We start from the raw sequence: 26,174 nt of genomic DNA, 5'->3' as shown, positions 1-26,174 counted from the left end.
ACCGCCCGGCCCGCGCTCGCGCTGGCCGGGCGCCGCAAACCGGGAGTGGAAGAGTGTTCAGCCATATCACCGTCGGCAGCAACGATCTGGACCGCGCCATCGACTTCTACACGCGGGTGCTGGGGCCACTGGGTATCGTCCTCAAGGCCCGTCGGCACCAGCCGGAGCGGGCGCTGTTCGCCCACCCGGACAGCGACGTAGTGTTCTGCGTCTACCGGCCCATCGACGGCCGCCCGGCGACGGTGGGCAACGGCAGCCTGGTGGGCTTCGAGGCGCGCACGCGGCACCAGGTCGACAGCTTCCATGCCCGCGCACTGCAGCTGGGCGGCGCGGACGAAGGCGCGCCGGGCCTGCGCCTGCACTATTCGCCGACCTACTACGGCGCCTACGTGCGCGACCTGGACGGCAACAAGCTGTGCTGCGTCTGTCATCTGGACGAGTGAGGCCGGCGCACGGGCGCTAGAATGCGTGCTTGCCCCCTGCAACGAGAGCCCGCCATGACCGCTGCCACCTACTTCGCTCCGCTGCTTTCCGTGGCCCTGCTGTGGATCGTGGCGGTGATCACGCCGGGACCGAACTTCTTCACCACCGCGCGTATCGCCGCCGTGCATTCGCGCCGCCTCGGCCTGATCGCCGCCCTAGGCGTGGCCAGTGGCACCGTGATCTGGGGGCTGGCGGGCGGGTTGGGAATCAAGTCGCTGTTCAGCGCCGCGCCTTCGCTCTACCTGCTGTTCAAGCTGGCTGGTGGCGCCTACCTGGTCTACCTCGGCATCAAGCTGCTCAAGCGCCGGGCACCGGCTGATGGAGGCGAGAGTCTGGCCGAGGTGACGCGCCAGCGTAGCGCCTGGTCGGTGTTCCGCCTCGGCCTGCTGGGCAACCTGACCAATCCCAAGACCGCGCTGTTCGTCGCCACGCTGTTTGCCACGGCGATGCCGGCTTCGCCCTCCGCGCCGTTGCTGGCGATGGCCATCGCGCTGATGGTGACGCTGTCCTTCAGCTGGTACTGCTGCGTGGTACTGGTGTTCGCCAGCGAGCGCATGGCGGGTGTCTACCGCCGCTTCCGCCGGGCGCTGGATCGCTTCGCCGGCTGCTGCTACCTGCTGTTCGGCGCGCGGATGCTGGCGACCCACTGAGGCTGGCCACGCCGCAGAAATTTCGAACCCGCCAGCGCAGCGGCCCGTCCAACTCCCTGAGCGTCGCAATCACCCGGCACGCACCCCATGCCTGATTGCGGCACCGCCAAGCGACGAGGGTGCGCTCGTCGGTCAGGGAGAATCTGCGATGGTCACTCACTACAAGGTCAAGGGCCACCTGGCCTGCGGTCATAGCGGCAAGCACCTGGAGTCCACCAGCGAACTGAACCGCGTGAAGTGCCGCAGCTGCCGCAACACCGAGGTCTACAAGGAAGCCCGCCGCGACGCCCGCAACGCCGCCCGCCGCGCCCAGCGCAAGGCCCGCGCCGAAGCCGTGCACAACGACTGGCGCAGCTTCTGGGAAAAACGCCTGGTGGCCATGCCGGGCAGCCAGCGCCTGCCGCGTGGGTTCCACGACCAGCCGTTTGTCTAGGGCGGCGCGTCCACTCAATCCAGCCGGGTCAGGCGCAGGCGCTGGATCTCCAGGTCCTTGCCGGCGTGAGCGAAGGTGCGCACCTCGACTTTCTGTGCCTGGCCCTCGACGTTCTGCACGAACTCTGCGCTGAGCTTGCCGTCTGCCCCTGCGGTTCCGACAAGGCTGCCCTTGCCGACCACGCGGGCTTCCTTCTCCAGGGCGACGACGGCATCCCAGTCGGCGATGCTGTCGCTGCTTGCGGCGCTGCTCGCGTAGTCCAGTTCCAGGCGATAGCGTCCCGGCGAAAGCAACTGGTACGGGCCAAAAGTCAGGTACCCCACCTGGGCATCGTCACGCTTGTGCACCCGGCAACCCTCCACGGGGGCGCCGATCTGGCTGGGCAGCTCACAGGCTCTCCATTGCCGGCTTTCACCCACTGCCAGTATCTGGCGGACCTTCAGGCCGTCCTTGCCGTAGAGAAGGACCGAGCGCTCGCCGCAACGCACCACTTGCCTGGCCGGCCCATTGAGACGCTCGATGGCTTGCGTCGAAAGCTTGAAGGGGGGCGTGGCGTTCTCGGAAACGATGGCGAAATCGTAGCTGTCGCGGTAGTAGCGCGCGGAGGTGATCCAGCGCATTTCGTCCAATTGCTCCAGGTACTGCGCCAGGGTCAGGTCCAGGCGGCTGAAGTTCTGCAGCAGTTTGGCGTCCCAGTACTGCGCAATGCCGTTGCGGGCYCCCGCGCTCGCCAGGGCGTTGTCGATACAGGCGAATTCGGCGGGGTAGAACTCCTGCTGGAGCCCACGGCTTGTGGTGGTGCCGTAGGCGTTGGCGAGGAGAATTGCGGCCAGCAGCACCGACAGTGAGCTGCCCAGCCAGAGGAAGTATTGCCCTGCGCAGTGACGCAGGAAGAGGGCGGCGATCACTACCGGCCAGGACACCACCGGGATGAGATAGCGGGGGCTCATCGGCAGGCTCTTGAGCAGGCTGACGGTCGCCAGGGTGGAGCCGATGGACATCGCCGAGAAGATCACCAGCCAGGTCAGGCGACGCTCCCCGGCGCTGGTTTGCGGCAGGCGCAGCAGGCTGCGGATGCTCCAGACGATGGCGCAGGCGTACAACAGCACTGCCAGGGCGAAGATCGGCTGCTGTTGCAGCATGTCCAGCAGCAGGTGCCACCAGAACGAGACGTTCTCCGGGAGCTTTTCCAGGCCCAGCCTGGCGCTGTAGCGCTGGGGGTGCGGGACGAGGAACTTGTAGGACCCGTAGCCTAGCGCCCCGGCCAGCATGAGAGCCAGCACCGGCAGGTGTTTCTTGAGCACGAGTTCCCGCTGGGCCAGGGCCAGCACACCTGCAGTCGCCAGCAGGGGGATCAGCGCCTGGACGATGAACAGGTTGTCCGAAAGTGCCGCGACGAAGGCGATCGCCGCTGCAGCGCCGAGCCAGCGGCGACCACTGGATGCGGCCCGGCTTTCGTCGGCCTCGAACCGCGCCCAGCAGAAGACCAGCCATAGCGCGGCGAGGAAGATGCCGTAGTGATAGGCGCTGACGAACAGCAGCGAAAAGGGTTCACGGCCGGCGAGACCGAGGCCGACCAGCGCCAGCGTGGCCAGGGCGGCGAGCGTACTGTCGTCCCTTCCGACGCACAGGCGAGCTATTGCCCAGAGGCTGGCGAACAGCACCAGTGTCTGCAGCGAGGCGAACATCAGGAAGCTTCGGTAGGCGCCGTGGCCCAGCGCCTGGGCTACGGCGAACATCGGCATGTCCGGGAAGAAGTAGGGCGCCGGTGTCAGGTACCAGTCGGCCAGTTGCCCGCCGTGGGCGGTCAGGTCGGAGAGCAGCGTCGGCAGGTACAGGCCATCGGAGTTGAACAGGCTGACCTGCAGCGGATTTCCGGCCAGGTACTGCAGCACCAGGCTGAGCACTCCCGCCAGCAGCAGTGCCAGTGGCAGCAGTTTCCTCTTGTCGAGCATGGAGGGCGTCTCGATGAATGGTTCTTCTGGGTTCGTGCGCGAGCAATGGCGCAGAGCGTGTTCGCCGGCAATCCCGACAAATGGCCGGCAAGAGTATCGGAAATCGAGCATCGCTGGCGGCGTGTCGTCGCTCGTCGGATTTATCCCTCCGCGTTCGGGTGGGCGCAGCGACCCAACTATGCTCTAGGCCGCCGTAGAGCGGTCCGCAGTCGCAGCAGTCGCGGCGTTTCTTTTCAACCACTCCCTGAAGGAAACGACCCAAATGAGCTTCGTCAAAGCGAAAGATGGCACCGAGATCTTCTACAAGGACTGGGGCAGCGGGCAGCCGGTGGTGTTCTCCCACGGCTGGCCGCTGAATGCCGATGCCTGGGATGCCCAGATGCTGTTCCTGGTGCAGAAGGGCTACCGGGTCATTGCCCATGATCGCCGCGGGCATGGGCGTTCCGGGCAGCCGGCCAATGGCAACGACATGGACACCTACGCCGATGACCTGGCGGCGCTGCTCGATGCGCTGGACCTCAAGGGCGCGACGCTGGTGGGCCACTCCACCGGCGGCGGCGAGGTGGCGCACTGCATCGGTCGCCATGGCACCCGACGCCTGGCTGGCGCCGTGCTGATCGGCGCGGTGCCGCCGATCATGCTGAAGACTGCGGCCAACCCCGGTGGCCTGCCGATCGAGGTGTTCGATGGCATCCGCAAGGGAGTGAAGGAAGACCGTTCGCAGTTCTACAAGGACCTGGCGCTGCCGTTCTACGGCTACAACCGGCCGAACGCGAAGACGTCCCAGGGCGTGATCGACAACTTCTGGCTGCAGGGCATGAGTGGCGGGCACCTGGGGCAATACCTGTGCATCCGCGAATTCTCCGAGGTGGACTACACCGAGGACCTGAAGAAGATCGACGTACCGGTGCTGATCCTGCATGGCGACGATGACCAGATCGTGCCCATCGACGCCGCCGGCAAGCGCTCGATGGAGTTCGTCCAGCGTGGCGCGCTGAAGGTCTACAAGGGTGGCGCCCATGGCATGTGCACGACCATGGCCGACCAGGTGAACGAGGACCTGCTGGGCTTCCTCAATCGCTGAGGCCAGTCGTGAGCGGGCTGGCTTCTACGAATGCTTCGGCGTCTCCCCTGTAGGAGCGAGCTTGCTCGCGAGTCCCCCCATCAACGGCTGTGCTCCAGTACGTTCAGCAGCGTCCCCAGCGGGTCACGCAGGAAGAAACGCCGCACGCCCCAAGGCTCGACGGTCAGTGCGTAGGTGATCTCGTGGCCGGCCGCGAGGGCGCGCTGGTGCACTTCGTCGAGATTGTCCACCTCGATGGACAGGTCCGGCACCGGCGCACCGGAGCCGCCTTCGCTGGCCAGGCTCAGCTGGGTCAGCGCGTTTTCGCCGCTGGCGAGGGTGATCAGCCAGCCGTGGTCCATCACCACGTCCAGGTCGAACAGCTCGCGGTAGAAGCGGGCCACCTCGGCAGGCTTGCCGGTGGCGAGGTTGGCGACGATGCGGCGGACGATCATGGCGGAACTCCGATTGAGCAGTCCGCCAGCATAGACCCTCAGTGGGCCGGGCGTGCCGGTGGCATGCGGCGGCGGTGGATGCGGTAGAACTGGTAGAGCACGCCGATCACCAGCACCAGCAGCGCGACCATCACCGCCGTCTGCACCGGCGGCGAGTCCGGGCCCTGGCCGATGGGGTTGGACGGCGGCAGGCGCGACAGCGATTCGTTGAGCGTGGGGATCATCATCAGGAAGAAGCTGAAGCTCATCGCTGCGGTTTCCAGGTATTCGCCCAGACCACCGAGCGCACTGATCCGCTGCGCGTAGCTGCCCACCGCGATGGCGATCAGGCAGAGAATGCCGATGGCGTGGCCGGCGTTGAAGCCGCCGGTGCTGGACAGGCCGAAGGCCGTCAGCACGCCGAGGATCATCCCGTAGACATACCAGCGCCCGACCGGGCTGCGCGGGTCGATGCGCCCCGCCTGATAGAACGCCCACAGCCCGGCGACCAGTGGCACCAGGCTGATGGCGGTATGCACGATGCCCAGGGTGGAAAGGGGATTGGCCATGACGAACGCCTCCGCGGTTTGCACAGGGACGCCACGCATCCACGAACTGTGCCTGGGCACGGAGGGGCGGGTGTGTTGTCAGGTTAGACGTAACCCGCATGGCAGTAAGGCCGTACGGGTTCCAGCCGACGAACGTCACAGGCGCTTGTTGAGCCAGCGCGCCAGGCGGTCGCCACCGAACTGGATCAGGGTCACCAGCGCCACCAGCAGGATGATCACGGTGAGCATCACCTGGGTGTCGAAGCGCTGGTAGCCATAGCGGTAGGCGAGGTCGCCGAGGCCGCCGGCACCGATGGCGCCGGCCATGGCCGAGGAGTTGATCATGGTCACCAGGGTGATGGTGAAGCCGGCGACGATGCCCGGTCGCGCCTCGGGCAGCAGTACGTTCCAGATGATGTGCCGGGGCTGGCAGCCCATGGCCTGGGCCGCTTCGATCAGGCCGTGGTCGACCTCGCGCAGGCTGACCTCGGCGATGCGTGCGAAGAACGGTGTGGCGGCAATGGTCAGCGGCACGACTGCCGCCCACACGCCGTAGCTGGTGCCGACGATCAGCCGGGTGAAGGGGATCAGCGCGACCATCAGGATCAGGAACGGGATCGAGCGCAGCACGTTGACCACACTGCCCAGGCCCTGGTTGACCAGGCGCGCCTGGAAGATTCCGCCGGCGCCGGTGGTGACCAGCACCAGGGCCAGCGGGATGCCCACCAGCAGGACGATGGCCGAGGACGCGCCGATCATCAGCAGGGTGTCGAGCAGGCCTTGCAGCAGGCGATCAGGCATGGGTGAGCACCTCCAGGCGATCGGCGACATCGCGGGCACGTTCGAGCAGTTGCGGGGCGCTGGCGGCAGGCGCGGCGACACTCAGCAGCAGGCGGCCGAGGGCGCGGCCCTGGATGCGCTCGATGCCGCCGTGCAGCAGGCTGATGCGGCTGCCCAGGGCCTGGGCGATGGCCAGCAGGTCCGGCTCCTGTTCGCGCACGCCGGTGTAGTGCAGGTCGAGGATGACTTCGTTGTCCGAGGGGTGCTCCAGCCGTGCCAGCAGGTCCGGCGGCAGGTGCTGCTGCAGCGAGCCGAGCAGGGTGCGGCTGACCTCGTGCTGCGGGTTGCCGAAGACTTCCCAGACGTCGCCCTGTTCGACGATGCGCCCGCGTTCGAGCACCACCACGCGGTCGCAGATTTCGCGGATCACCGCCATCTCGTGGGTGATCAGCACGATGGTCAGGCCGAGGCGGCGGTTGATGTCGCGCAGCAGCGCGAGGATGGCCTGGGTGCTCTCCGGGTCCAGCGCCGAGGTGGCCTCGTCGCAGAGCAGGATTTCCGGCTGGTGCACCAGCGCGCGGGCGATGCCGACGCGCTGCTTCTGCCCGCCGGAAAGTTGTGCGGGGTAGGCGTGACGTTTGTCTTCCAGGCCCACCAGCTGCAGCAGCTCGTCTACCCGTTCGGCGATGCGCGCCTTGGGCACGCCGGCCACGCGCAGGGGCAGGGCGATGTTCTGCGCGACGGTCTTGGCCGACATCAGGTTGAAGTGCTGGAAGATCATGCCGACGCGACGGCGCAGGCCGACCAGTTGCTGGGAATCGAAGGCGCCGATGTCCTCGCCGTCGATCAGCACCTGGCCGACGCTGGGCTGCTCCAGGCGGTTGAGGGTGCGGATCAGCGAGCTCTTGCCGGCGCCGCTGCGGCCGATGATGCCGAACACTTCGCCACGGCGGACGGAGAGTTCGATGTCGCTCAGTGCCTCCACCGGGCCGTGGTGGCCGGTGTAGGTCTTGCCCAGGCCGCGCAGGGCGATGTGCTGGGTGGCGAGTTCGAGATTGCGGTTGAAGCTGACCATGGGTGGGGGCCTGTTCTGATGTAGGGGCGAGGGCTGGCATAGGAGCGGACTTCGTCCGCGATGGCATCCGGCGCGATGCGGACCGATCGCGGACGGAGTCCGCTCCTACGTAAACGCTGGCGCGTTATGCGCTCTACGACCGTAGATACGGTGAAGGTACGTGCTCYTCGTAGGAGCGAGCTTGCTCGCGAACAGCCCCGCTGCAGGTGGCAGGTTCGCGAGCAAGCTCGCTCCTACAGGGTCAGTTCCAGCCCGGCTGGTAGAGCGAGCCGTGGGCTTTGTCCAGCGCGGCGCGGACCTGCGGCGAGTGCTGGTAGAGATCGACGAATTGCTTCAGCTTGCCGTCCGGGTCCTTGTAGTCATCGCGGGTGACGAACTGGATGACGTACTCACGGTTCTCGATGCCGTCGAACAGCAGCGCACTGTTCGGGTCGATGGTGCCGGCGAGGCGGATGTAGTGCGGGTAGCCCTGGGCGAGGTCGACGTCGTCCAGCGCGCGCACCAGCTGCACGGCTTCCAGCTCGATGATCTGGAGGTGCCTGGGGTTGGCCACGATGTCGTCGAGCGTCGCCTTGTAGCCGACGCCCTCCTTGAGCTTGAGCAGCCCGGCCTTCTGTAGCAGCTGCAGGCCGCGGCCGCCATTGATCGGGTCGTTGGCGATGGCGACCTTGGCGCCGTCGGGCAGGTCGGCGATGGCCTTGTACCGGGTGGAATACAGGCCGACGTTGTTGATGATCCCCGGCGCGAACGCCTTCAGGTGCAGACCGCCCTCGCGGTTGGCGTTTTCCAGGAAGGGCGTGTGCTGGAAGTAGTTGGCGTCGATGTCGCCGTGGTCGAGGGTGATGTTCGGTGCGTTCCAGTCGGTGAACTCCACCAGCTCGACCTTCAGGCCCTGCTGGGCAGCTTCCTTCACCGCGACTTCCAGCGGCGGGGCGAAGGCGGCGGTGGTGCCCAGGCGCAGGGTGTCGGCGGCCTGGGCGAGGCCGGCGGCGAGGAGACTGAGGGACAGTCCGAGGGATAGCTTGAAGCGTGCATGCATGGCAACGAATCCTTTTTGATTTTCAAACAGTGAGGGCCGGAGTCGCTCCAGTGGCGGTTGCCTGGCGGTAGCTCGCGCCGACGTGCCGCTCGGGCAGTCGGGCGCGGCCGGCGCCGAAGAGTTTTTCCCGCAGGGTGCCGTCCGCGTAGGCGGTCTTGTAGGCGCCGCGGCTCTGCAGCTCGGGCACCACCAGGTCGATGAAGTCGGCGTAGCTTTCCGGCTCCACGGTGCGGGTGAGGTTGAAGCCGTCGAGGCCGGTATCGTTGATCCAGGCCAGCAGCTCATCGGCCACCTGCAGCGGGTCGCCCACCAGCGTGGTGTAGCGGCCGCCGAGGGCGAGCTGTTCGAGCAGCTGGCGCACGGTGGCGTCGGTGCGGGCGACGGTCAGCGCCCTGGTGGCGGACTCGATGGCGTTGGTCTTCTCGTAGCGGATCGGCTCGTCCAGTGCATAGCGCGAGAAGTCGATGCCGGTGGTGCTGGCAAAGTGCGCCAGGCCTGCCTCGGCGCTGGCGAAGCGGCGGTACTCGGTGAGCTTGTCGCGGGCCTCGGCTGCGGTCGGCGCGACGATGACGTTGATGCCCATGAACACCTTGATGTCGTCCGCGCGGCGGCCGGCATCCACTGCGGCCTGACGAATACGCTCCACCAGCACGCGGGTAGCTTCGCGGGTCTGCGCCGAGACGAACACGCACTCGGCGTGGCGCGCGGCGAAGGCCAGCCCGCGATTCGACGCACCAGCCTGGAACAGCAACGGCGTGCGTTGCGGCGAAGGCTGGCTGAGGTGGTAACCCTCGACGTCGAAGAACTCGCCGTGGTGGCGGACCTTTTGCACCTTGCCCGGCTGCGCGTAGACGCGGCGCTGGCGATCGGCGACCACCGCGTCGTCTTCCCAGCTGCCTTCCCAGAGCTTGTAGAGCACCTCCAGGTACTCGTCGGCGCGGTCGTAGCGGCGGTCGTGGTCGATCTGCCGTTCCTGGCCCATGGCGCGGGCGGTGCTTTCCAGGTAGCCGGTGACGATGTTCCAGCCGATGCGGCCGTCGCTCAGGTGATCCAGCGTCGAGAGCCGCCGGGCGAACGGGTAGGGCGCCTCGTAGGTGAGGTTGGCGGTGACGCCGAAGCCCAGGTGCTCGGTTGCGCCGGCCATGGCCGAGACCAGCATCAGCGGGTCGTTCACCGGCAGCTGGATGGCCTCCTTGGCGGTGAGCTCGATGCCGTTCTGGTAGACGTCGTAGACGCCGAGGATGTCGGCGAGGAACAGGCCGTCGAACAGGCCCTTCTCCAGCAGACGGGCTAGGTTGGTCCAGTGGCTGAGCTTGTTGAAGTCGCTGGAGCGGTCGCGCGGGTGGGTCCACAGGCCGTGGTTGATGTGGCCGACGCAATTCATGCTGAAGGCATTGAGGAGAATCTGCTTCTGGCTCATGGGAAATCCTTGCTGGCAATGGCGCCATAGCCTGTAGGGCGGATAAGCCGGAACGGCTTATCCGCCGCCACAATGGCGGATAACGCCCGGGGCGTTATGCGCCCTACACCGATGATTCCGGGGACGATTGGAGCGAGCGTTTTCCCCTCACCCCAGCCCTCTCCCGGAGGGAGAGGGGGCAGGCCGTGCCGGCTGAAGCTGTGGTTTCTCCCTGCACCGAACGGTCCCCTCTCCCGCGTGCGGGAGAGGGTCAGGGTGAGGGGCTCTCGTTGGCGAAATGCACAGGGCATCAGATCGTCCCCCGGCGCGGCGGCAGCTGGTCGTTGAGGTAGTAGTTGCCCACCGCAAAGTACTTCCAGCGCGCCGGGTCGTGCAGGGTGTGCACGCGGGCGTTGCGCCAGTGGCGGTCCAGGCCCAGCTCGGCGAGGCTGGCGCGGCTGCCGCCCAGTTCGATCAGCTTGGAGCCGGCCAGCAGCGAGACCTCGGTGGTGATTGCCCGCGCCTCGGCCACGGCAATGGAAGCGGCGGCAACACTCTCGGCGCTTGGCTCGGCGGTGGCGGCATCGAGCACGCGGCCGGAGCGATCCAGCAGGGCTTCGGCGGCGTGCAGGCGGATTGCCAGGCGGCCGACTTCGTTGATTGCCAGCGGGTCGTCGCTGGCCTTGTCCACGCCGGCATCGATCCACGGCCGCGCCTTTTCGCGCAGGAACACCAGCGCGTCTTCATAGGCGCCACGGGCGATACCGACATCGATGGCGGCGTGCAGGATCTGCGCGAACGGGCCGACCGTGGTCGGGCGCTCGAAGGCGCTCTGGAACGGCACGATGTCGTCCTCGCTCACCGGCGCGCCATCGAACACCACGCTGCCGCTGCCGGTGGTGCGCTGGCCGAAGCCGGACCAGTCGTCGATCACTTCCACGCTCTGGCTGTCGCGGGCGATGAAGGCGAACTGGTGGATGCCGTCGTCATCGATCACCAGGGTCGGAATGCGTTGTGCGTAGAGCGCGCCGGTGCAGTAGAACTTGCGGCCATGGATGCGCAGTTGACCGCCTTCGCGCTTGAGGCGGGTGGTGCGGTCGTGGGCGGTGCGCGTGCCGACTTCCGCCAGTGCGTTGCCGAAGCGCACACCGGCCAGCACCTCGGCGAACAGTCGGGCTTTCTGCTCTTCGCTGCCGTTCACCCGCAGCAGTTCGACGGCATAGAAATGGTTCTGCGGAATCTGCCCCAGCGAGCCGTCGGCGGCGGAGATGATGGCGATCACGCGGGCCACCGTGACGCGGGAAACCCCCGCGCCACCATGCTCGCGCGGCACGGTAATGCCCCACAGGCCGGAGCGGCTGAAGCGCTCCAGTTCGTCGAGGGGCAGGCGCCGCTCGCGGTCACGGGCGATGGCACCTTCGCGGAAGTCGGCGGCCAGGGCGCGGGCGACGTCGAGGGCTTCGTCGTCGCTGCGAATGATGTGAGTTAGTGGCTGTACGAGGCTGTTCATCGGCGCTCCTCAGATCCAGGAATGACGCGCGGGTCGGGCGCCGTTGAGGTGGTAGGCGCCGACCGCCTGGACCTTCCAGCGCACCGGGTCGTGCAGGGTGTGCACGCGGGCGTTGCGCCAGTGGCGGTCGAGGTTGAATTCGGCAAGGGTGGCGCGGCTGCCGGCCAGCTCGAAGAGCGTCTCGCTGGCGGCCAGGCTGATCTCGGTGGTCAGTACCTTGGCCTCGGCCACGGCGATGGAAGCGCGGGCGGCGGACTCGTCGTCGATGGGCCGTGCGCTGACTTCGTCGAGCACATGGCCGGCTCTTTCCAGCAGCGCCTCGGCGGCGTGCAGTTCGACCTGCAGGCGGCCGATCTCGGCGATGGTGAAGGGCTCTTCGCTGGCCTGCTCGACGTTGGCGTCGATGAAGGGGCGGGTGCGCGTGCGGATGAACTCGATGGCGTCTTCCAGGGCGTTCGCCGCGATGCCGGCATCGATGGCGGCCTGGATCAGTTGCGACACGGCGCCCTGGATATTCGGCACGTCGGCGAGGCGGCCGTTGTGGATCACCAGCGAAGCGGCGACGGGGGCGTTGTCCAGCAGCACGGTGCCGCTGGCGGTGGTGCGTTGGCCGAAGCCGGACCAGTCGTCGACGATGCGCAGGCCTTCCACGCCGCGCTCGACGAAGCCCATCACCGCGCGGCCTTCTTCGTCGATGGCCTTCACCGCGACCCAGTGGGCGAACAGTGCGCCGGTGGAGTAGAACTTCTCGCCGCTGAAACGGAAGTGTTCGCCGTCGCGCACCAGCCGCGCCTTGAGTTCGAGGGTATTGCGGGTGTTGCGTTCCGGGCCGGCATTGCCGATGCGTCGGCCGTTGAGTACGCCGCCGAACAGCACGCGCTTCTGCGCATCGCTGGCGACGTTGTCGATGACGTTGAGCAGGCCGAACTGGTTCTGCGGAATCTGCCCCAGGGCCGGATCGGCGGCGCAGACCACCCGGAAGACTTCGCCCACGGTGGCGTAGGAGACCTGCGCGCCGCCGTACTCGCGGGGGATGCTGATGCCGCCCAGGCCGAGGGAGGTGAAATGCTCCAGCTCGCGCCAGGGCAGCGCGCGCTCGCGGTCGCGGGCGGCAGCGCCGGGTTTCGCCAGGCGGGCCACTTCGTGGGCGGCTTCGATGGCCTGGGCGTCGTTGTCGATGCGGCGCGCCGGGAGTTGCCGGGGCGCCTGGTCACGAAGGTCCTTGGGTGCGGATTCGTTGGTCATGCATTGCCTTCTGTTTTTGCTTTTGTTGCCACCAGTGAGATCAAGGTCTTGCGAGCTAGAGCCAGGCAAGGCGGGCAGGGACTCGGAAGCGCAGTTCACTCCAGTGAATGAGCATTACGAGTCCCTGCCCAACGCGGCATGGCCGACGCGCAGCAGACCGATTCCGGAACTCGATCAGAACGCCGGGGCGATCTCGCCCTTGTATCGGGTCAGGATGAACTGGCGGACTTCCGGCGAATTCAGCGCCTTGGCCAGCTTCTGGATGCCCGGGTCCTGGAGGTTGTCCGGGCGGGCGACGAGGAACTCGGCGTAGAGGTCCTTGCCTTTCTCCACGATCAGCGCGCTCTTGGTGTCGATCCCGGCTTCCAGCGCGTAGTTGGCGAAGATGAACGCCAGGTCCACCTGCTTCACCGCGCGGGCCAGCAGGGCGCCTTCCAGTTCACGGATCTTCAGGTGTTTGGGGTTGTCGGTGATGTCGCGCTCGGTGGACTGCGGGTTGGTCGGGTCCTTGAGCTTGATCAGGCCGCTCTCGGCCAGCAGCACCAGGGCGCGGCCGGTGTTCACCGGGTCGTTGGGGATGGCCACGCTGGCGCCGTCGGGCAGCTCGGCAAGGGATTTGTATTTGGTCGAGTACGCGCCGAACGGCTCGATGTGGATGCCCACCACCGGCACCAGGTCGGTGTGGCGGGTCTTGTTGAAATCATCGAGGAAGGGGCGGTACTGGTAGTAGTTGGCGTCGAGGTTCTTCTGCGCGAGCTGCAGGTTGGGCTGGATGAAGTCGGTGAAGACCTTGATGTCCAGGTCGACGCCTTCCTTGGCCAGTTGCGGTTTGACGAATTCGAGGATCTCGGCGTGGGGCACCGGGGTGGCGCCGACAACAAGTTTCTCCCCCGCGTGGGCGGAGAAGGCGACGACGGCCGCCAGAATGGCGATGGCCTTTTTCATGGGTGTTGCTCCTTGGCAATAGTGGGTGGGCCGTCGTGGTGTGGACGTGGGGCCTTGGTGGCAGCGGGGCCCGGCTGCCGGCGGGTGGATCGCAAGTGCCGCTCCCGGATGGGGAGTGGGCGGGGAATTCAGCGTCGGGTGTAACGCGCGACGAGGCGGTCGCCGCTCATCTGCAGGGCCTGCACCAGCAGGATCAGCAGGGCGACGGTGATGATCATCACGTCGGTCTGGAAACGCTGGTAACCGAAGCGGATGGCCAGGTCGCCGAGGCCGCCGCCGCCGATCACGCCGGACATCGCGGTGTAGTCCACCAGCACGATGGCGGTGACGGTCACGGCGGCGATCAGCCCGGTGCGCGCTTCCGGCAGCAGGGTGTGCCAGATGATCTGCCAGGTGCTGGCGCCCATCGCCTGGGTGGCTTCCACCAGGCCGCGGTCGACTTCGCGCAGGGCGGTTTCCACCAGCCGCGCGAAGAACGGTGTGCAGCCCACCACCAGCGGCGGGATGGCCCCGGCGACGCCCAGCGAGGTGCCGGTGATCAGCGTGGTGACCGGGATCAGCACGATCAGCAGGATGATGAACGGCAGCGAGCGCAGCATGTTCACCACCACCGACAGCGCGCGGTACAGGCCGGGTTTCGCATGCAGCTGACGCTTGCCGGTGAGGTACAGCAGCACGCCCAGCGGCAGGCCCAGCAGCACGGTGAAGGCCAGCGCGCCGCCAAGCATGGCGAGGGTGTCCAGGCAGGCCTGGGCGAGGTCGTGCCAGTCGAGGTTGCGGAACCAGCCGTCCATTACTGCTGACCTCGGCGAAGCTGCGCAGCACGGTGCGGCGCGCGCAGGCGGTCGCCCTGGCCGAACAGCTTGTGGCGCAGGGTGCCCTGTTCGTACTCGCGCTTGAACAGCCCGCGCGCCTGCAACTCGGGCACCAGCAGGTCGACGATGTCGACGAAGGTTTCCGGCGCCACCAGGCTGGACAGGTTGAAGCCGTCGACGTCGGTCTCCTCGATCCAGGCCTGCAACTGGTCTGCCACGGTCTGCGGCGAGCCCACCAGCAGCGGGCCGTCGCCACCCAGGGCGCAGTAGTCGGCGATCTCGGCGGCGGTCCACTGGCGCTCCGGGTCGGCGGCGCTGAAGGCGTCCACCGCGGACTGGATGGCATCGCTCTGTACGTGGCGCAACACCTGGTCCGGCGCGTACTGGCCGAAGTCGATGCCGGTCCAGCCGGAAACCAGCGCCAGGGCGCCTTCGCGGTCGCTGTAGCGGCGGTAGTCTTCCAGCTTGGCCAATGCTTCGGCGTCGGTCGGCGCAACAATCACGGTGAGCTGGTTCAGCACCAGCACGTCGCTGGCTTGGCGGCCGGCTGCCACGGCGAGGCGGCGCAGGTCGGCGACCTGGTCGCGGAGGATGCGCCTGGTCGGCGCGGCGACGAATACGCACTCGGCATTGCCGGCGGCGAAGGCCTTGCCGCGGCTCGACGCGCCGGCCTGGTAGAGCACCGGGGTGCGCTGCGGCGACGGCTGGCTGAGGTGGAAGCCGGGCACTTCGAAGTGTTCGCCCTTGTGCTCGATGGGGTGCACCTTGCGCGGGTCGGCGTAGACCCCGGTCTTGCGATCGGCGACCACCGCGTCGTCGTCCCAGCTGGCCTCCCAGAGCTTGTAGCAGACCTCCAGGTACTCCTCGGCCAGCGCATAGCGCTGCTGGTGGTTGAGCTGCTGCTTCAGCCCCAGGTTGCGCGCGCCGCTGTTGAGGTAGGAGGTGACGATGTTCCAGCCGGCGCGGCCACCGGTCAGGTGATCCAGCGTGGAGATGCGCCGGGCGAAGGGGAACGGGTGCTCGAAGGACACCGAGGCGGTGATGCCGAAGCCCAGGTGCTCGGTGGCCGCAGCCATGGCCGGGACCAGTTGCAGCGGATCGTTGGCCGGCACCTGTGCGCCGGCGCTGAGGGCGGCGTCGGCACTGCCGTGGTAGACGTCATAGACGCCCAGCACGTCGGCGAGGAACAGCCCGTCGATCTTGCCGCGTTCGAGGGTTTTCGCCAGCTCGATCCAGTAGTGGATGTCGGTGTAGCGCGCGGCCTGCTGGTCGCGCGGATGTCGCCAGAGGCCGGGCGAAAGGTGGCCGACGCAGTTCATGGCGAAGGCGTTGAGGCGAATCTGCTTGCTCATCGCGCGTCCTCAGTTCCAGTCGTGGCGCGGCGGGCGCTTGTCGTTGAGCAGCCAGTTGCCGACCAGGTGGTACTTCCAGCGCACCGGGTCATGCAGGGTGTGCACGCGGGCGTTGCGCCAGTGGCGGTCGAAGCCGTGGCGGGCGAGGGTGGAGCGGGTGCCACCGAGTTCGAAGAGCTTGTTCGCGGCGTCGATGGCGACTTCGGTGGTCAGCACCTTGGCCTTGGCCACGGCGACCGAGGCACGGGCCACGCTGTCTTCGTCCGGCGCCGGGCGGGCGGCGTCCATCACCTTGCCGGCACGTTCCAGCAGGGCGTCGGCAGCTTCGATGCGGATGCCCAGTTCACCGACCTGGATGATGGTCAGTGGGTCTTCGCTGGCTTTCTCCACGCCGGCGTCGATCCACGGACGCGCCTGCTCGCGAACGAAGGCGATGGTGTCGCGCAGCGCCGCGCGGGCGATGCCGGCGTCGATGGCGGCGGTGGTGATCTGCGCGAACGGGCCAGCCAGGGTCGGCACGTCGTAGGAGCGGTGCGTGGGGAAGACGTTGAACGCCGGCACGCGCAGGCCTTCCACCAGCACGCTGCCACTGGAGGTGGTGCGCTGGCCGATGCTGGCCCAGTCGTCGACTATCACCAGCCCCGGCGTGCCGCGCGGGACGAAGGCGAGCTGGGCGTTGTTCTGCTCGTCGAGGCCGAGCACGCCGATCCAGTGGGCGTAGAGCGAGCCGGTGCAGTAGCCCTTGCGGCCGTCGATGACCACGCTGTCGCCGTCATGGCGCAGACGGGTCTGGATGTCCTGGACGTTCTTGCCGCCGGTTTCCGACAGCGCGTTGGCGAAGCGGTTGCCCTTTAGCGCGAGGTCGAAGAAGAAACGCTTCTGCTCGTCGGTCCCCTGCAGGCGGATGTCTTCCAGCAGGCAGTAGTGGTTCTGCGGAATCTGCCCCAGCGACGGGTCGGCGGCGGAGACGATGGCGATGACTTCGGCGAGGGTCGCGTAGGACACCTCGGCGCCGCCGAACTCGCGGGGCACGCTGATGCCCCACAGACCGCTGTTGGAATAGACCTCGACGACCTCGGGCGGGACTTCGCGGTTGCGGTCGCGTTCGGCGGCGCCTTCGAGCAGGAACGCGGCGACCTGGTGGGCGACTTCGATGGCTTGCGCGTCGGAACCGATCCGCTGCGCGTTCGGCTCGCGGATGTCGTAGTGGGCGGATTCGGGGAGTTGGGGCATGGCAGTACAGCGACCTCGGCAGATGAATCGACCCGGCGTTCGGGTCTGTCTGATGAGGTCATTGCACAAGCTGTGCCTGAAATTAATTTATATATAAATCAATGGCTTGAGATTTATTCCCAACAGTTGAAGCGCTGGGCGGGCAGCAAAGTGTTGGGCGAGTGTTGCTGGGGCAACAGTGTTGGTGCAGTGATTAGCATTGTAGGAGCGGAGCTTCTCCGCGATCAGAGTTCCCAGCCACACGCAAACCACCGGCAAAGCACCAACGTAGGATGGCGTGGAGCGCAGCGATACCCATCAATTGCGGTACGCCCAGGGCAGGCTGGGTATCGCGAGCATCCCGTAGGGCGCATAACGCGCCAGCGTTATCCGCCGTTGTGGTATCGACGGATACCCCGTTTCGGGTTGTGCGCCCTACGCCCTACGCGCTTGGGATTGGGAGTTTTTGCGCCGCTTCGGCGTGCGCGCGGACTCCGTGTTTCGCCCCCTCGGGCGAGTTCCTTTTGGCAAACGCCCCAAAAGGAACCAAAAGGTCTTGCCCCGGACATCCGGTTTTTCGCTTAGGCGAAAAATTCCCTCGTTGAATTGAAGTTTCAGGGGCACGCCGCGAAGGGCCATCCCTGGCCCATCGCGGCTCTCGCGACATCCATGTCGCTCAACCCCTGAAACTCCAATTCAACGAGGCCTCCTGAACGGGGCAGTCGGAGTGTGCGGATATTTCTCTGGAAGACCTTAAGAGCCAGAGCCAGAGCAGCTCATTCGCTTTTCGTAGGAGCGAGCTTGCTCGCGAACCCGCCCAACTCGACGCTTCCCCGTAGGAGCGGACCTTGTCCGCGAAGTCCCTGGCGGATCCATCGACAGGCCCGGCGAACGTCGGTGCGATGGACTTGCTTGCAGGTCGCGGGCATGGCCCGCTCCTACAGGGTGTGTGCGGTTGAACCCTCAGGCCAACTCCTGACAAACATCGATCCAATCCGCCGCCACCAACTGCGCCATGCGCTGCGGGTCGATCCTCACCGCGCTGTGCACCGCGCCGGCCGCCGGTAGTACCTCGTCGAACGCCTGCAGCGACACATCGCAATACACCGGCAGCGGCGTTGCCAGGCCGAACGGGCAGACGCCGCCCACCGGGTGGCCGGTCAGCTCCACCACTTCCTCGGCGCCGAGCATCTTGGCCTTGCCGCCAAAAGCCTCCTTGAGCTTGCGGTTGTCCAGCCGCGCATCGCCGCGGGCCACCACCAGCACGGTGCGCTCGCCGACGCGCAGGGACAGCGTCTTGGCGATGCGGCCGGGCTCCACGCCGTGGGCCTCGGCGGCGAGGGCGACCGTGGCGGTGCTGGTCTCCAGCTCGATGATGGTGATGTCGGGGGCCTTTTCGGCGAAGAAGGCGCGAACCGATTCCAGGCTCATGGGACGTTGCTCCGTGTCGTGCGAAAAGGACTGAATCTAGGGAGCGCCGCCGGCTCTGTCCAGACCGGGATTACCGGCGTCCATGGATGAGCAGGGCCTCGATGTCGGGCACCCGGAGTGTCTGCTCGGCATTCAGCAGTTCCAGTCGCGCGGCGAATACCCGCAGCTCGCGTTCGGCATCCCGCGTCGCGCGCAGCAGCTCGACCAGCGGCACGCTGACCGAGTGCAAGGCCGGCGGCGGGACGAAAACCTCGCCCTGGCCATTGAAGTCGAAGCTGGCGGACTGGTTCTGCTGGTTGATGTCGGGCGATGGGTGGCCGCTATAGAGGTAGGCTGCCTTGCCAGCGGCGATGCGCTTCCAGCTCTGCAAGTCGCCCAGATCGCTGCAGCACTGCGGGAACAGCACATCCAGCCCGCCCACCCGCAGCACATAGCCGCCGGGCAGGGGAGATACCTGCCGCCAGTCGCCGGACCCCTTCAGCCCTTCGGCGCAGTGCAGGAGGATTAGTCGGGAAAGGTCCGCGTCGCTCAGGTCGGCGATGCGATGGAACGCACTGCCTGGCAGATAGGGCCTGAGCTGCGGGCTGAAGCCGTTGGCCCGCAGGTTGCGAGCGTGGTATTCCCGCCAGCGCTCGACATGCTCCCAGTAAGGCCCGACCGGCGGCACGGGTACCGAGTCGAGCAGATAGAACATTTCGATAACGGGGATGAGCTGGACCTGCATGGGAACGCCGGGAGTTTGCTGAGCGGCACGTTCTAATGCTGCCGGTCGGCTGAGTCCATGGTGAATATTCCTATATCCCCGCCGGAAAGTCGGGGGCCGACCTATGCTCAAAGCCCCCGTAGCCCCGCTCGAGAAAATATTTTGCATGGCCTGTCGATCTGCCGTCGCGCCCTTCGACTATTCGTCAGGAACCGGAAGCAACCGGCCGCCACGCTGATAATGACAACAAGAGGAGAAAGACCATGCGTTTCATGGTGATCGTCAAAGCCACCGCCGACTCCGAAGCCGGTGTGATGCCCAAGGAAGAGCTGCTCGCCGCCATGGGGGCGTACAACGAGGAACTGGTGAAGGCCGGTGTGATGCTCGCTGGCGAGGGCCTGCACCCCAGCGTGAAGGGGGCGCGGGTGCGCTTCGATGGCGCGTCGCGGCAGGTGATCGACGGCCCGTTCGCCGAGACCAAGGAGCTGATCGCCGGCTACTGGATCATGCAGACCGCCTCGTTGCAGGAGTGCATCGACTGGGTCAAACGCTCGCCCAATCCGTTCGACGGCGAGTCCGAGATCGAGATCCGGCAGATCTTCGAGGCCGAGGACTTCGGCGCCGAATTCACCCCTGAACTGCGCGAACAGGAAGAACGCCTGCGCGCCGAAATCGCCAGTAAATCCTGAGCCTGGAGGATACCGCCATGTTGATGAATGCCTACCTGGTCTTCGACGGCAACTGCGAAGAGGCCTTCCGTTATTACGCTGAAGTGCTGCACGGCGAGCTGCCGCACCTGATGCGCTTCTCCGATGCGCCGGGTTGCGAGGACATGCCCGAGGCGCTGAAGAACCGCATCATCCACGTTCGCCTGGAAGTGGGCGGCCACGTACTGATGGGCTCGGACGCTTCGCCGCAGTGCGGCCAGTACGAGGGCGTGAAGGGCGTGTCGATCACCCTCAACGTCGACACCAAGGCCGAAGCCCGGCGCATCTTCGAAGCCCTCGGCAAGGGCGGCAAGGTCACCATGCCGCTGGAGCAGACCTTCTGGGCCGAGCTGTTCGGCGCGCTGGAGGACCGCTTCGGGGTGCCGTGGATGATCAATTGCGAGAAGGAAGCTTAGGCGCAGCGTCGAGCCGATTGCGGACGGAGTCCGCTCCTACACAAGGACCAGCCCTGGCGTAGGAGCGAACTCTGTCCACGATTGATTCACTCCGGCGAAATCCCGCCTGCTGCACGAAACCGCTCCGGCGTCGTCCCGGTGAACCGCTGGAAAGCCCGGTGGAAACTGGTGACGTGCTCATACCCAAGCAGGAAGGCGATCTCCTGCAGCGCCATCCGGCTGGCCAGCAGGTAACGCTGGGCCAGCGCCATCCTTACCTCCAGCACGATTCCCTTGAAGGTCAGCCCGTGTTCGCGCAACCGGCGCTGCAGCGTATGCGGCGGCAGGCGAAGCCAGGCGGCGGTCTGCTCCAGGTCCGGCAGCGGGATGCGCGCATTCTGCAGCAGGTAGTAGCGCACATCGTCCGGCAGCGCAGGGCCGCGCTCGAAGCTGGCCAAAGTCGCGGCGCCCTGGGCCTGGCACAGCCGGCTCACCGACGGGTTGGCGGTGGAGAAGGGCTGGTCGTGGAAGGCCTTGGGCATCCACAGCTCGGCCTGTCCGGCATTGAACTGGCAGGGGCCGGGGAAGAGTTCGCCATACAAGGCGGCGTGCGCCGGCGGCGGGTAGGGCAGGTGCAGCTGCATGCCGGCGCAGTTCTCCAGGTCCGGAAGACGCTGGCACAGCCAGCGCCAGGTGCTGCTCAGCCATTCCTCGCAGAGGGCGATGCGCTCCACCTCGCCGAAGGGCGGTAGCTGTAGCGTCAGGCGGATGTGCTCGCCGACTTCCTCGCGGTGGGTGTGGATCGGGTGTGGCATCAGGCTCGATGGCTGGCCGAGGGAGATGTCCCACGAGCGCCGCAGGTTGGCCGCACTGATCAGCGCGTAGCCGATCACGCCCAGGTCATAGAGGTTGTAGCGCTGACCCAGACGCAGGAAAAAGTCGCTTGGGCCGAGTAGCCCGGCGGCCTGCTGCAGCAGGCGGTAATAGCGGGCGAAGTTCATCTCGGCGGCGGCCGCTTCGCTGCTGCCGGGCAGGCCGAGGCCGCCCAGCAGCGGCGCCAGGGCCGGCAGAGCGGGGCGGGCGCGCCACTCGTCGAGGAAGTGGCGAAACAGCTGGCGAGCAGCGTAATCGATGTCGAAGGACGCGGTAGGCATGGGTGGGCTCAAGCTGTCGTCTGCTGCTAGCGAGTTGTCATCTTATGCTAGTCGATGGCCAAATGCCGAGCCCTATACTGCCTCCACGGACAAGAACAACAAGGGCTTCCCATGACTGCGCCGGACCGTTTCCGCTCCTCCAATTCCCCCACCGACCGTTTCGCCGAACTGCTGTTGCACAACGGCCGCTTCTACACCCTCGACCCCGCCCAGCCCTGGGCCGAGGCCGTGGCCATCCGTGATGGCCGGCTGCTGGCGGTGGGGCGCCACGAGGAGATGGAGCATCTGATCGGCCCGGACACCCTGGTGCGCGACCTCGAAGGCGCGTTCTGCATGCCCGGTCTGCACGACATGCACACCCACCCGGACCTGGCGCTGAATCCGCGCTACGCCGACGACCTCGATGTGGGCATTGAGGACCCGACTCCAGATCAGTTGGCCAAGGCCATCCGCGACTACGCCGACAGCCACCCCGGCGACGGCTGGGTCTACGGCCAGTACTGGGTGCGCTACACCTTCCGCGAAGCCGGGCTGAAGCCGGGCCGCGAGTGGCTCGACAGCATCCTGCCGGACCGCCCGGTGGCACTGCTCGACCGCATGTGGGGCACCATGATGGTCAACTCCCGCGCGCTGGAGCTGGCCGGCATCGACGCCAACACCCCCGACCCGCGCAACGGTTACCTGGAGCGCGACGAGCTGACCGGTGAGCCCAACGGCCTGATGATCGACGGCGGCTACGCGCTGATCCACGCTGCCATGCCGCCGACCCCGGCCAAGGTACTGCGCCAGTCCTACCGAGAGGGCGTGCACTTCCAGAGCTCGCGCGGAGTCACCGCGGCCAAGTACCTGCACGTCTGCGAGAACCGCCTCGATGCCCTCAAGTACCTCGACGACGCCGGGCAACTGACCTTGCGGGTGGAAGCGGCGATCAGCTGGCAGGACGATATCTTCCCGGTGCGCCGTCGCTGGGAGCTGCTCAGCGGCGAGCGCCACTACTACCGCAGTGCGCGGTTGTCGGCGAACGCGGTGAAGTTCCACTTCGACGGCACCGTCGAGCCGCGTTCCTCTTTCCTTATTACGCCCTGGCCGGGTGAGGACGCCTGGCGCGGCAAGCTCAACCTGACCCCCGAGCACATCACCGACATGGTGGTGGACATGGACAGCCGCGGCATCCGCGTCATCGCCCACTGCACCGGCGATGCGGCGTCCGACGTGTTCCTCGATGCGGTCGCCGAAGCGCGCCGCCGCAACGGCTTCAGCGGTATCCGCCACCAGTGCGCGCACAGCACCATCCTGCATCCGGGAAACCTCAAGCGCTTCCGAGAGCTGGAAGTGATCGCCGAGTTCTCCCCGGCCGCCTGGTATCCGACGCCCTTTGCCAGCGGCGCACGCTCCGGCTACGGCGCGGATCGCCTGAAGCGCATCTATGACTTCAAGGGTGTGCTGGCTGCCGGCGGCATCGCGGTGTTCGGCACCGACTGGCCGGTGGCGTCCATCGATCCCTGGCTGGCGCTGGAAACCCTGGTGACCCGACAGAACCCGTGGAACGACGACCCGGCCTGCTTCGGCGAGCCGATCAGCCTGGAGCAGGCGATCCGCGTGGCGACTCTCAACGGCGCCTATGCCATGGGCCTGGAAAAGCTCACCGGCAGCCTGGAGGCGGGCAAGTCGGCGGACTTCATCGTGCTCGACCGCAACCTCTTCGAGCAGCCGGCGCGCAACTTCATCCACCGCACCGAAGTGCAGCTGACCTTCGTCGAGGGCCGCCCGGTGTACGACCGCCTCGGCGAGTTCAGCGACACCGCCCTGGCGGCGGTGTGGCAGGGCGAACCGCCGCGCATCGAAGGCGTCAACGCATGAACGCCGCGAGCATCCCGGTGACGGTGGTCGCCGGCTTCCTCGGTGCGGGCAAGACCACGCTGCTGCGCAACCTGCTGGAGCGCTGCGAAGGCCGGCGCCTGGCGGTGATCGTCAACGACTTCGGCGAGCTGAACATCGATGCCGGGATGATCGCCGAGCAGACCGAGGCGGTGTACAGCCTGGAGAACGGTTGCATCTGCTGCAGCGTGCAGGACGACCTGCTGGCGCAACTGGAGCGCCTGGCAAACATGCATCCACCGCTGGAGCAGGTGGTGATCGAGTGCAGCGGAGTCTCCGACCCGCAGCGCATCGTGCAGACCCTGGGCTACCCGAAGCTGCGCCGGCGCCTGCATCTGGATGCGGTTCTCACGGTCGTCGACGCTGCCCGTCGCGAACCGCTGGAAGGCGAGTACGCGCGACTGGAGCGCATGCAGGCGGCGGCTGCCGACCTGCTGTTGCTGAACAAGTGCGACCTGCTGCAGGCGGATGAGCTGGTTGCCCAGCGCGAGCGCTTCGGCCGCGGCGCGCGGGTGCTGGAAACCATTCAGGCGCAGATTCCCGATGAGCTGCTGCTCGGCGAGCCGTCGCGCAAGCTGCGGCCCCACGGGCAGGACGCTGTCGACCATGGCGAGCTGTTCGACAGCTGGAGCTGGCAGGGCGAGTCGAGATTCGACGGCGCGCGCCTGAAGCACTGGCTGGAGACGTTGCCGCGCGGCCTGCTGCGGCTCAAGGGTCTGATCCGCCTTGCTGGCAGGGACGAGGCGCTGTGGTTGCAGTACGTGGGCGGGCGCTACCAACTGCGCCCGGCAACGGCGGCTGAGGCGGCGCAGGGTTCGCGGCTGGTGTTCATTGCCGAGAAGGATGCGGGGTTGCGGGCGGATCTTGAGGCCGGCCTGCATAGCTGCTCTTCGTAGGAGCGAGCTTGCTCGCGAACAGCCCAGCGCCGGAGTTGCCGGGAAGAGGTTCGCGAGCAAGCTCGCTCCTACAAGGTCTGCTCCCGAGCAGCAGGCAATAAAAAACCGGCCCTCAGGGCCGGTTTTTCATCACGCACCTAACTCAGCGGTATTCGCAGAGGTAGGCAGTGTCCTGGGCGACTTTCAGCTGGAACTTGCTGTTGGCCGGCACGGTGAAGTTGCTGCCGCCTTCGAAGGTTTCCCAGCTGTCGCTGCCCGGCAGCTTGACGGTCAGCGCGCCGGCGACGACATGCATCACTTCCAGCTGGCTGGTGCCGAATTCGTATTCGCCGGGGGCCATCACGCCGATGGTGGCGGGGCCTGCGGTCATGTCGAAGGCGATGGATTTGACGGTGCCGTCGAAGTACTCGTTGACCTTGAACATGGGCATCTCCTGCTAGAGGGGTGAAAAAAGGGCTGGCCAGTATGCCCAAGGCCGCCGGCCCCGTCACTAGAGCGCGGGCGGCGACCGGGCGGTCAGCAAAAATTGCCGGAACTAACCGGCAACCGGCAGGGCCAGAGGCAGCAGGCGGGCGGTGTTGCGGGCGTCTTCCAGGGCGCGGTGTGGCTGGCCCTGGAAGTTCAGGCCGGCCAGGTGCAGGGCGGTGTTCAGGCCGACCGGACGCTTGAGCTGGCGAGCTTCGGCGAAGCGCTGCTTGAGATTGATGTGCGGCACGCGGGCGAGGTGGCTGTCGAGCTTCTGCCGGCGCCATTCCAGCTCCAGCTGGCGGCGGTCGTAGTCGCCCCAGCTGGTCCAGCCCACCAGGCGTGGGCTGTGCTGCGCCAGCCAGCGCTCGAACTGCGGCCAGACCTCGCGCAGCGGGGCGGCGGTATCGACGTTGGCCTGGGTGATGTGGGTGAGTTCGCGGCAGAAACTGGTCAGCAGCGGGCGCCGCTGCGGGCGGACGAAGCGCTGGAAGTGATCCAGCTCGCGGCCGTCGGCCTCGGCCACCAGGCTGGCGCCGATCTCGATGATTTCCATTTCTTCGACCGGCCAGCCGCCTTCCTCGGTGGTGGCTTCCAGGTCGATCACCAGCCAGTGGGGCATAGTCGGTGCTCGTGGTTGGGTTCGGATCGAGTATGGAAGGCGTTTGCTGGACCGGCAAACCGCTGTGCTAGGCTGATCGGCTTCAAGGACAAGGGGAAAGCGATGGCGAAAGTGGCATTCATCGGCCTGGGCGTGATGGGCTATCCCATGGCCGGGCATCTGGCCCGGGAAGGACATGAGGTTTGCGTCTACAACCGCAGCGAAGCTCGCGCGGCGCAATGGGTCAAACAGTTCGGCGGAACCTCCGCAAAGACCCCGCGCGAAGCCGCGCAGTGGGCGGACTTCGTCATGTGCTGCGTCGGCAACGACGATGACCTGCGCAGCGTGGTGCTGGGCGAGGACGGCGCCCTGGCCGGCATGCAGCCTGGCGCTGTGCTGGTGGACCACACCACGGCGTCGGCCGAGGTGGCCCGCGAGCTGGCGATAGCGGCGGCCGAGCGCGAGCTGGGCTTCCTCGATGCGCCGGTCTCCGGCGGTCAGGCTGGCGCCGAGAATGGCGCGCTGACGGTCATGGTCGGTGGCGATGCGGACATTTATGCCCGCGCCGAACCGGTCATTGCTACCTACGCGCGCATGGTGCGCCGCATGGGCCCGGTGGGCAGCGGCCAGTTGACCAAGATGGTCAATCAGATCTGCGTCGGCGGCCTGTTGCAGGGCTTGTCCGAGGCGCTGCATTTCGCCCAGAGCGCCGGCCTCGACGGCCTGGCGGCGATGGAAGTGATCAGCAAGGGCGCCGCGCAATCCTGGCAGCTGGAGAATCGCCACCAGAGCATGCTGGAAGGGCGCTTCGACTTCGGCTTCGCGGTCGACTGGATGCGCAAGGACCTGGGGATCGTTCTCGACGAGGCTCGCCGCAACGGCGCGCAACTGCCAGTCACGGCGCTGGTGGACCAGTTCTACGCCGAGGTCCAGGCCGCTGGCGGCGGGCGCTGGGACACATCCAGCCTGATCACCCGCCTGCAGGACCCGCCCGAGTCCTGATTTC

General features: G+C 66.9%; 27 protein-coding genes. 9 read left to right on the top strand and 18 right to left on the bottom strand.

The window, feature by feature from the left end; all coding sequences use genetic code 11:
• The first annotated feature begins 53 nt into the window (after positions 1-53).
• The 3 genes from QO207_RS21100 to QO207_RS21090 all read left to right on the top strand — a co-directional run bounded on the left by QO207_RS21100 (position 54) and on the right by QO207_RS21090 (position 1,566).
• Positions 54-443 carry a VOC family protein gene (locus tag QO207_RS21100; RefSeq protein WP_301534255.1) on the top strand — a complete coding sequence of 130 codons (390 nt, stop codon included), beginning with the start codon at positions 54-56 and terminating at the stop codon, positions 441-443.
• A gap of 54 nt (positions 444-497) precedes the next feature.
• Positions 498-1,133 carry a LysE family transporter gene (locus tag QO207_RS21095; protein ID WP_301534254.1) on the top strand — a complete coding sequence of 212 codons (636 nt, stop codon included), beginning with the start codon at positions 498-500 and terminating at the stop codon, positions 1,131-1,133.
• Between the two features lie 148 nt (positions 1,134-1,281).
• Positions 1,282-1,566 carry a hypothetical protein gene (locus QO207_RS21090; RefSeq protein ID WP_301534253.1) on the top strand — a complete coding sequence of 95 codons (285 nt, stop codon included), beginning with the start codon at positions 1,282-1,284 and terminating at the stop codon, positions 1,564-1,566.
• Between the two features lie 14 nt (positions 1,567-1,580).
• Here QO207_RS21090 and QO207_RS21085 read toward each other — a convergent pair whose 3' ends face one another.
• On the bottom strand, positions 1,581-3,521 hold the full coding sequence (locus QO207_RS21085; RefSeq protein ID WP_301534252.1) for a hypothetical protein: 1,941 nt from the start codon (positions 3,519-3,521) through the stop codon (positions 1,581-1,583).
• A gap of 262 nt (positions 3,522-3,783) precedes the next feature.
• Here QO207_RS21085 and QO207_RS21080 point away from each other — a divergent pair, with 262 nt between their 5' ends.
• Positions 3,784-4,605, top strand: coding sequence for an alpha/beta fold hydrolase (locus QO207_RS21080; protein WP_301534251.1), 822 nt, complete (start codon positions 3,784-3,786; stop codon positions 4,603-4,605).
• A gap of 80 nt (positions 4,606-4,685) precedes the next feature.
• Here the strand turns inward: QO207_RS21080 and QO207_RS21075 are convergent, their stop codons facing one another.
• From QO207_RS21075 to QO207_RS21010, 14 genes are all read right to left on the bottom strand, one after another.
• Complete coding sequence (locus QO207_RS21075; RefSeq protein ID WP_301534250.1) at positions 4,686-5,039, bottom strand: VOC family protein; 354 nt, start codon at positions 5,037-5,039, stop codon at positions 4,686-4,688.
• A gap of 38 nt (positions 5,040-5,077) precedes the next feature.
• Positions 5,078-5,587: a hypothetical protein gene (locus tag QO207_RS21070; RefSeq protein ID WP_301534249.1), complete on the bottom strand. Its 510-nt coding sequence runs from the start codon at positions 5,585-5,587 to the stop codon at positions 5,078-5,080.
• Positions 5,588-5,722: 135 nt separating this feature from the next.
• Positions 5,723-6,397, bottom strand: coding sequence for a methionine ABC transporter permease (locus QO207_RS21065; protein ID WP_301534248.1), 675 nt, complete (start codon positions 6,395-6,397; stop codon positions 5,723-5,725).
• A complete protein-coding gene (locus QO207_RS21060; RefSeq protein WP_301534247.1) occupies positions 6,360-7,421 on the bottom strand; it encodes a methionine ABC transporter ATP-binding protein in 1,062 nt (353 codons plus the stop codon). Before QO207_RS21060 ends, QO207_RS21065 begins: the two co-directional genes overlap by 38 nt.
• A 241-nt stretch (positions 7,422-7,662) precedes the next feature.
• Entirely contained in the window at positions 7,663-8,460 is a 798-nt protein-coding gene (locus QO207_RS21055; RefSeq protein ID WP_301534246.1) for a MetQ/NlpA family ABC transporter substrate-binding protein, read from the bottom strand.
• Positions 8,461-8,482: 22 nt separating this feature from the next.
• Positions 8,483-9,880 carry an LLM class flavin-dependent oxidoreductase gene (locus tag QO207_RS21050; RefSeq protein ID WP_301534245.1) on the bottom strand — a complete coding sequence of 466 codons (1,398 nt, stop codon included), beginning with the start codon at positions 9,878-9,880 and terminating at the stop codon, positions 8,483-8,485.
• A gap of 289 nt (positions 9,881-10,169) precedes the next feature.
• Complete coding sequence (locus QO207_RS21045) at positions 10,170-11,369, bottom strand: SfnB family sulfur acquisition oxidoreductase (RefSeq protein WP_301534244.1); 1,200 nt, start codon at positions 11,367-11,369, stop codon at positions 10,170-10,172.
• A gap of 9 nt (positions 11,370-11,378) precedes the next feature.
• Entirely contained in the window at positions 11,379-12,614 is a 1,236-nt protein-coding gene (locus tag QO207_RS21040; RefSeq protein ID WP_301534243.1) for an SfnB family sulfur acquisition oxidoreductase, read from the bottom strand.
• Between the two features lie 174 nt (positions 12,615-12,788).
• Positions 12,789-13,559, bottom strand: a complete 771-nt coding sequence (locus QO207_RS21035) for a MetQ/NlpA family ABC transporter substrate-binding protein (RefSeq protein ID WP_301534242.1) — start codon at positions 13,557-13,559, stop codon at positions 12,789-12,791.
• Between the two features lie 128 nt (positions 13,560-13,687).
• Positions 13,688-14,353 (bottom strand): methionine ABC transporter permease, encoded by a 666-nt coding sequence (locus tag QO207_RS21030; RefSeq protein ID WP_192434518.1) that lies wholly within the window; start codon positions 14,351-14,353, stop codon positions 13,688-13,690.
• Complete coding sequence (locus QO207_RS21025) at positions 14,353-15,726, bottom strand: LLM class flavin-dependent oxidoreductase (RefSeq protein ID WP_301534241.1); 1,374 nt, start codon at positions 15,724-15,726, stop codon at positions 14,353-14,355. Before QO207_RS21025 ends, QO207_RS21030 begins: the two co-directional genes overlap by 1 nt.
• Before the next feature lie 9 nt (positions 15,727-15,735).
• Complete coding sequence (locus QO207_RS21020; RefSeq protein ID WP_301534240.1) at positions 15,736-16,959, bottom strand: SfnB family sulfur acquisition oxidoreductase; 1,224 nt, start codon at positions 16,957-16,959, stop codon at positions 15,736-15,738.
• A gap of 942 nt (positions 16,960-17,901) precedes the next feature.
• A complete protein-coding gene (locus QO207_RS21015; RefSeq protein ID WP_301534239.1) occupies positions 17,902-18,369 on the bottom strand; it encodes a YbaK/EbsC family protein in 468 nt (155 codons plus the stop codon).
• Positions 18,370-18,439: 70 nt separating this feature from the next.
• Positions 18,440-19,093, bottom strand: coding sequence for a hypothetical protein (locus QO207_RS21010; protein ID WP_301534238.1), 654 nt, complete (start codon positions 19,091-19,093; stop codon positions 18,440-18,442).
• A 242-nt stretch (positions 19,094-19,335) separates the two neighbouring features.
• Here QO207_RS21010 and QO207_RS21005 point away from each other — a divergent pair, with 242 nt between their 5' ends.
• Together QO207_RS21005 and QO207_RS21000 are read left to right on the top strand one after the other, a co-directional pair.
• Positions 19,336-19,761, top strand: coding sequence for a YciI family protein (locus QO207_RS21005; RefSeq protein WP_301534237.1), 426 nt, complete (start codon positions 19,336-19,338; stop codon positions 19,759-19,761).
• Positions 19,762-19,778: 17 nt separating this feature from the next.
• Positions 19,779-20,195 (top strand): VOC family protein, encoded by a 417-nt coding sequence (locus QO207_RS21000; protein ID WP_296284366.1) that lies wholly within the window; start codon positions 19,779-19,781, stop codon positions 20,193-20,195.
• 86 nt (positions 20,196-20,281) lie between these two features.
• Here QO207_RS21000 and QO207_RS20995 read toward each other — a convergent pair whose 3' ends face one another.
• Positions 20,282-21,328: an AraC family transcriptional regulator gene (locus tag QO207_RS20995; RefSeq protein WP_301534236.1), complete on the bottom strand. Its 1,047-nt coding sequence runs from the start codon at positions 21,326-21,328 to the stop codon at positions 20,282-20,284.
• Between the two features lie 111 nt (positions 21,329-21,439).
• Here QO207_RS20995 and QO207_RS20990 point away from each other — a divergent pair, with 111 nt between their 5' ends.
• Positions 21,440-23,188 carry an amidohydrolase gene (locus QO207_RS20990; RefSeq protein ID WP_301534235.1) on the top strand — a complete coding sequence of 583 codons (1,749 nt, stop codon included), beginning with the start codon at positions 21,440-21,442 and terminating at the stop codon, positions 23,186-23,188.
• Entirely contained in the window at positions 23,185-24,102 is a 918-nt protein-coding gene (locus tag QO207_RS20985) for a GTP-binding protein (RefSeq protein ID WP_301534234.1), read from the top strand. The genes QO207_RS20990 and QO207_RS20985 overlap by 4 nt, the downstream gene beginning before the upstream one ends.
• A 142-nt stretch (positions 24,103-24,244) precedes the next feature.
• Here QO207_RS20985 and QO207_RS20980 read toward each other — a convergent pair whose 3' ends face one another.
• Entirely contained in the window at positions 24,245-24,526 is a 282-nt protein-coding gene (locus QO207_RS20980; protein WP_024765480.1) for a pyrimidine/purine nucleoside phosphorylase, read from the bottom strand.
• 111 nt (positions 24,527-24,637) lie between these two features.
• The gene (locus tag QO207_RS20975; RefSeq protein WP_301534233.1) at positions 24,638-25,189 is read right to left on the bottom strand and encodes an exonuclease domain-containing protein; all 552 of its coding nucleotides are present in this window, start codon (positions 25,187-25,189) and stop codon (positions 24,638-24,640) included.
• Between the two features lie 102 nt (positions 25,190-25,291).
• On the opposite strand from QO207_RS20975, the gene QO207_RS20970 reads away from it, so the two are divergent.
• A complete protein-coding gene (locus QO207_RS20970; RefSeq protein WP_301534232.1) occupies positions 25,292-26,170 on the top strand; it encodes an NAD(P)-dependent oxidoreductase in 879 nt (292 codons plus the stop codon).
• Positions 26,171-26,174: the final 4 nt, after the last annotated feature.

The organism is Pseudomonas sp. CAN1 (assembly GCF_030462585.1).
Lineage (GTDB): Bacteria > Pseudomonadota > Gammaproteobacteria > Pseudomonadales > Pseudomonadaceae > Pseudomonas.
This window is presented reverse-complemented; position numbering and strand designations above follow the sequence as displayed.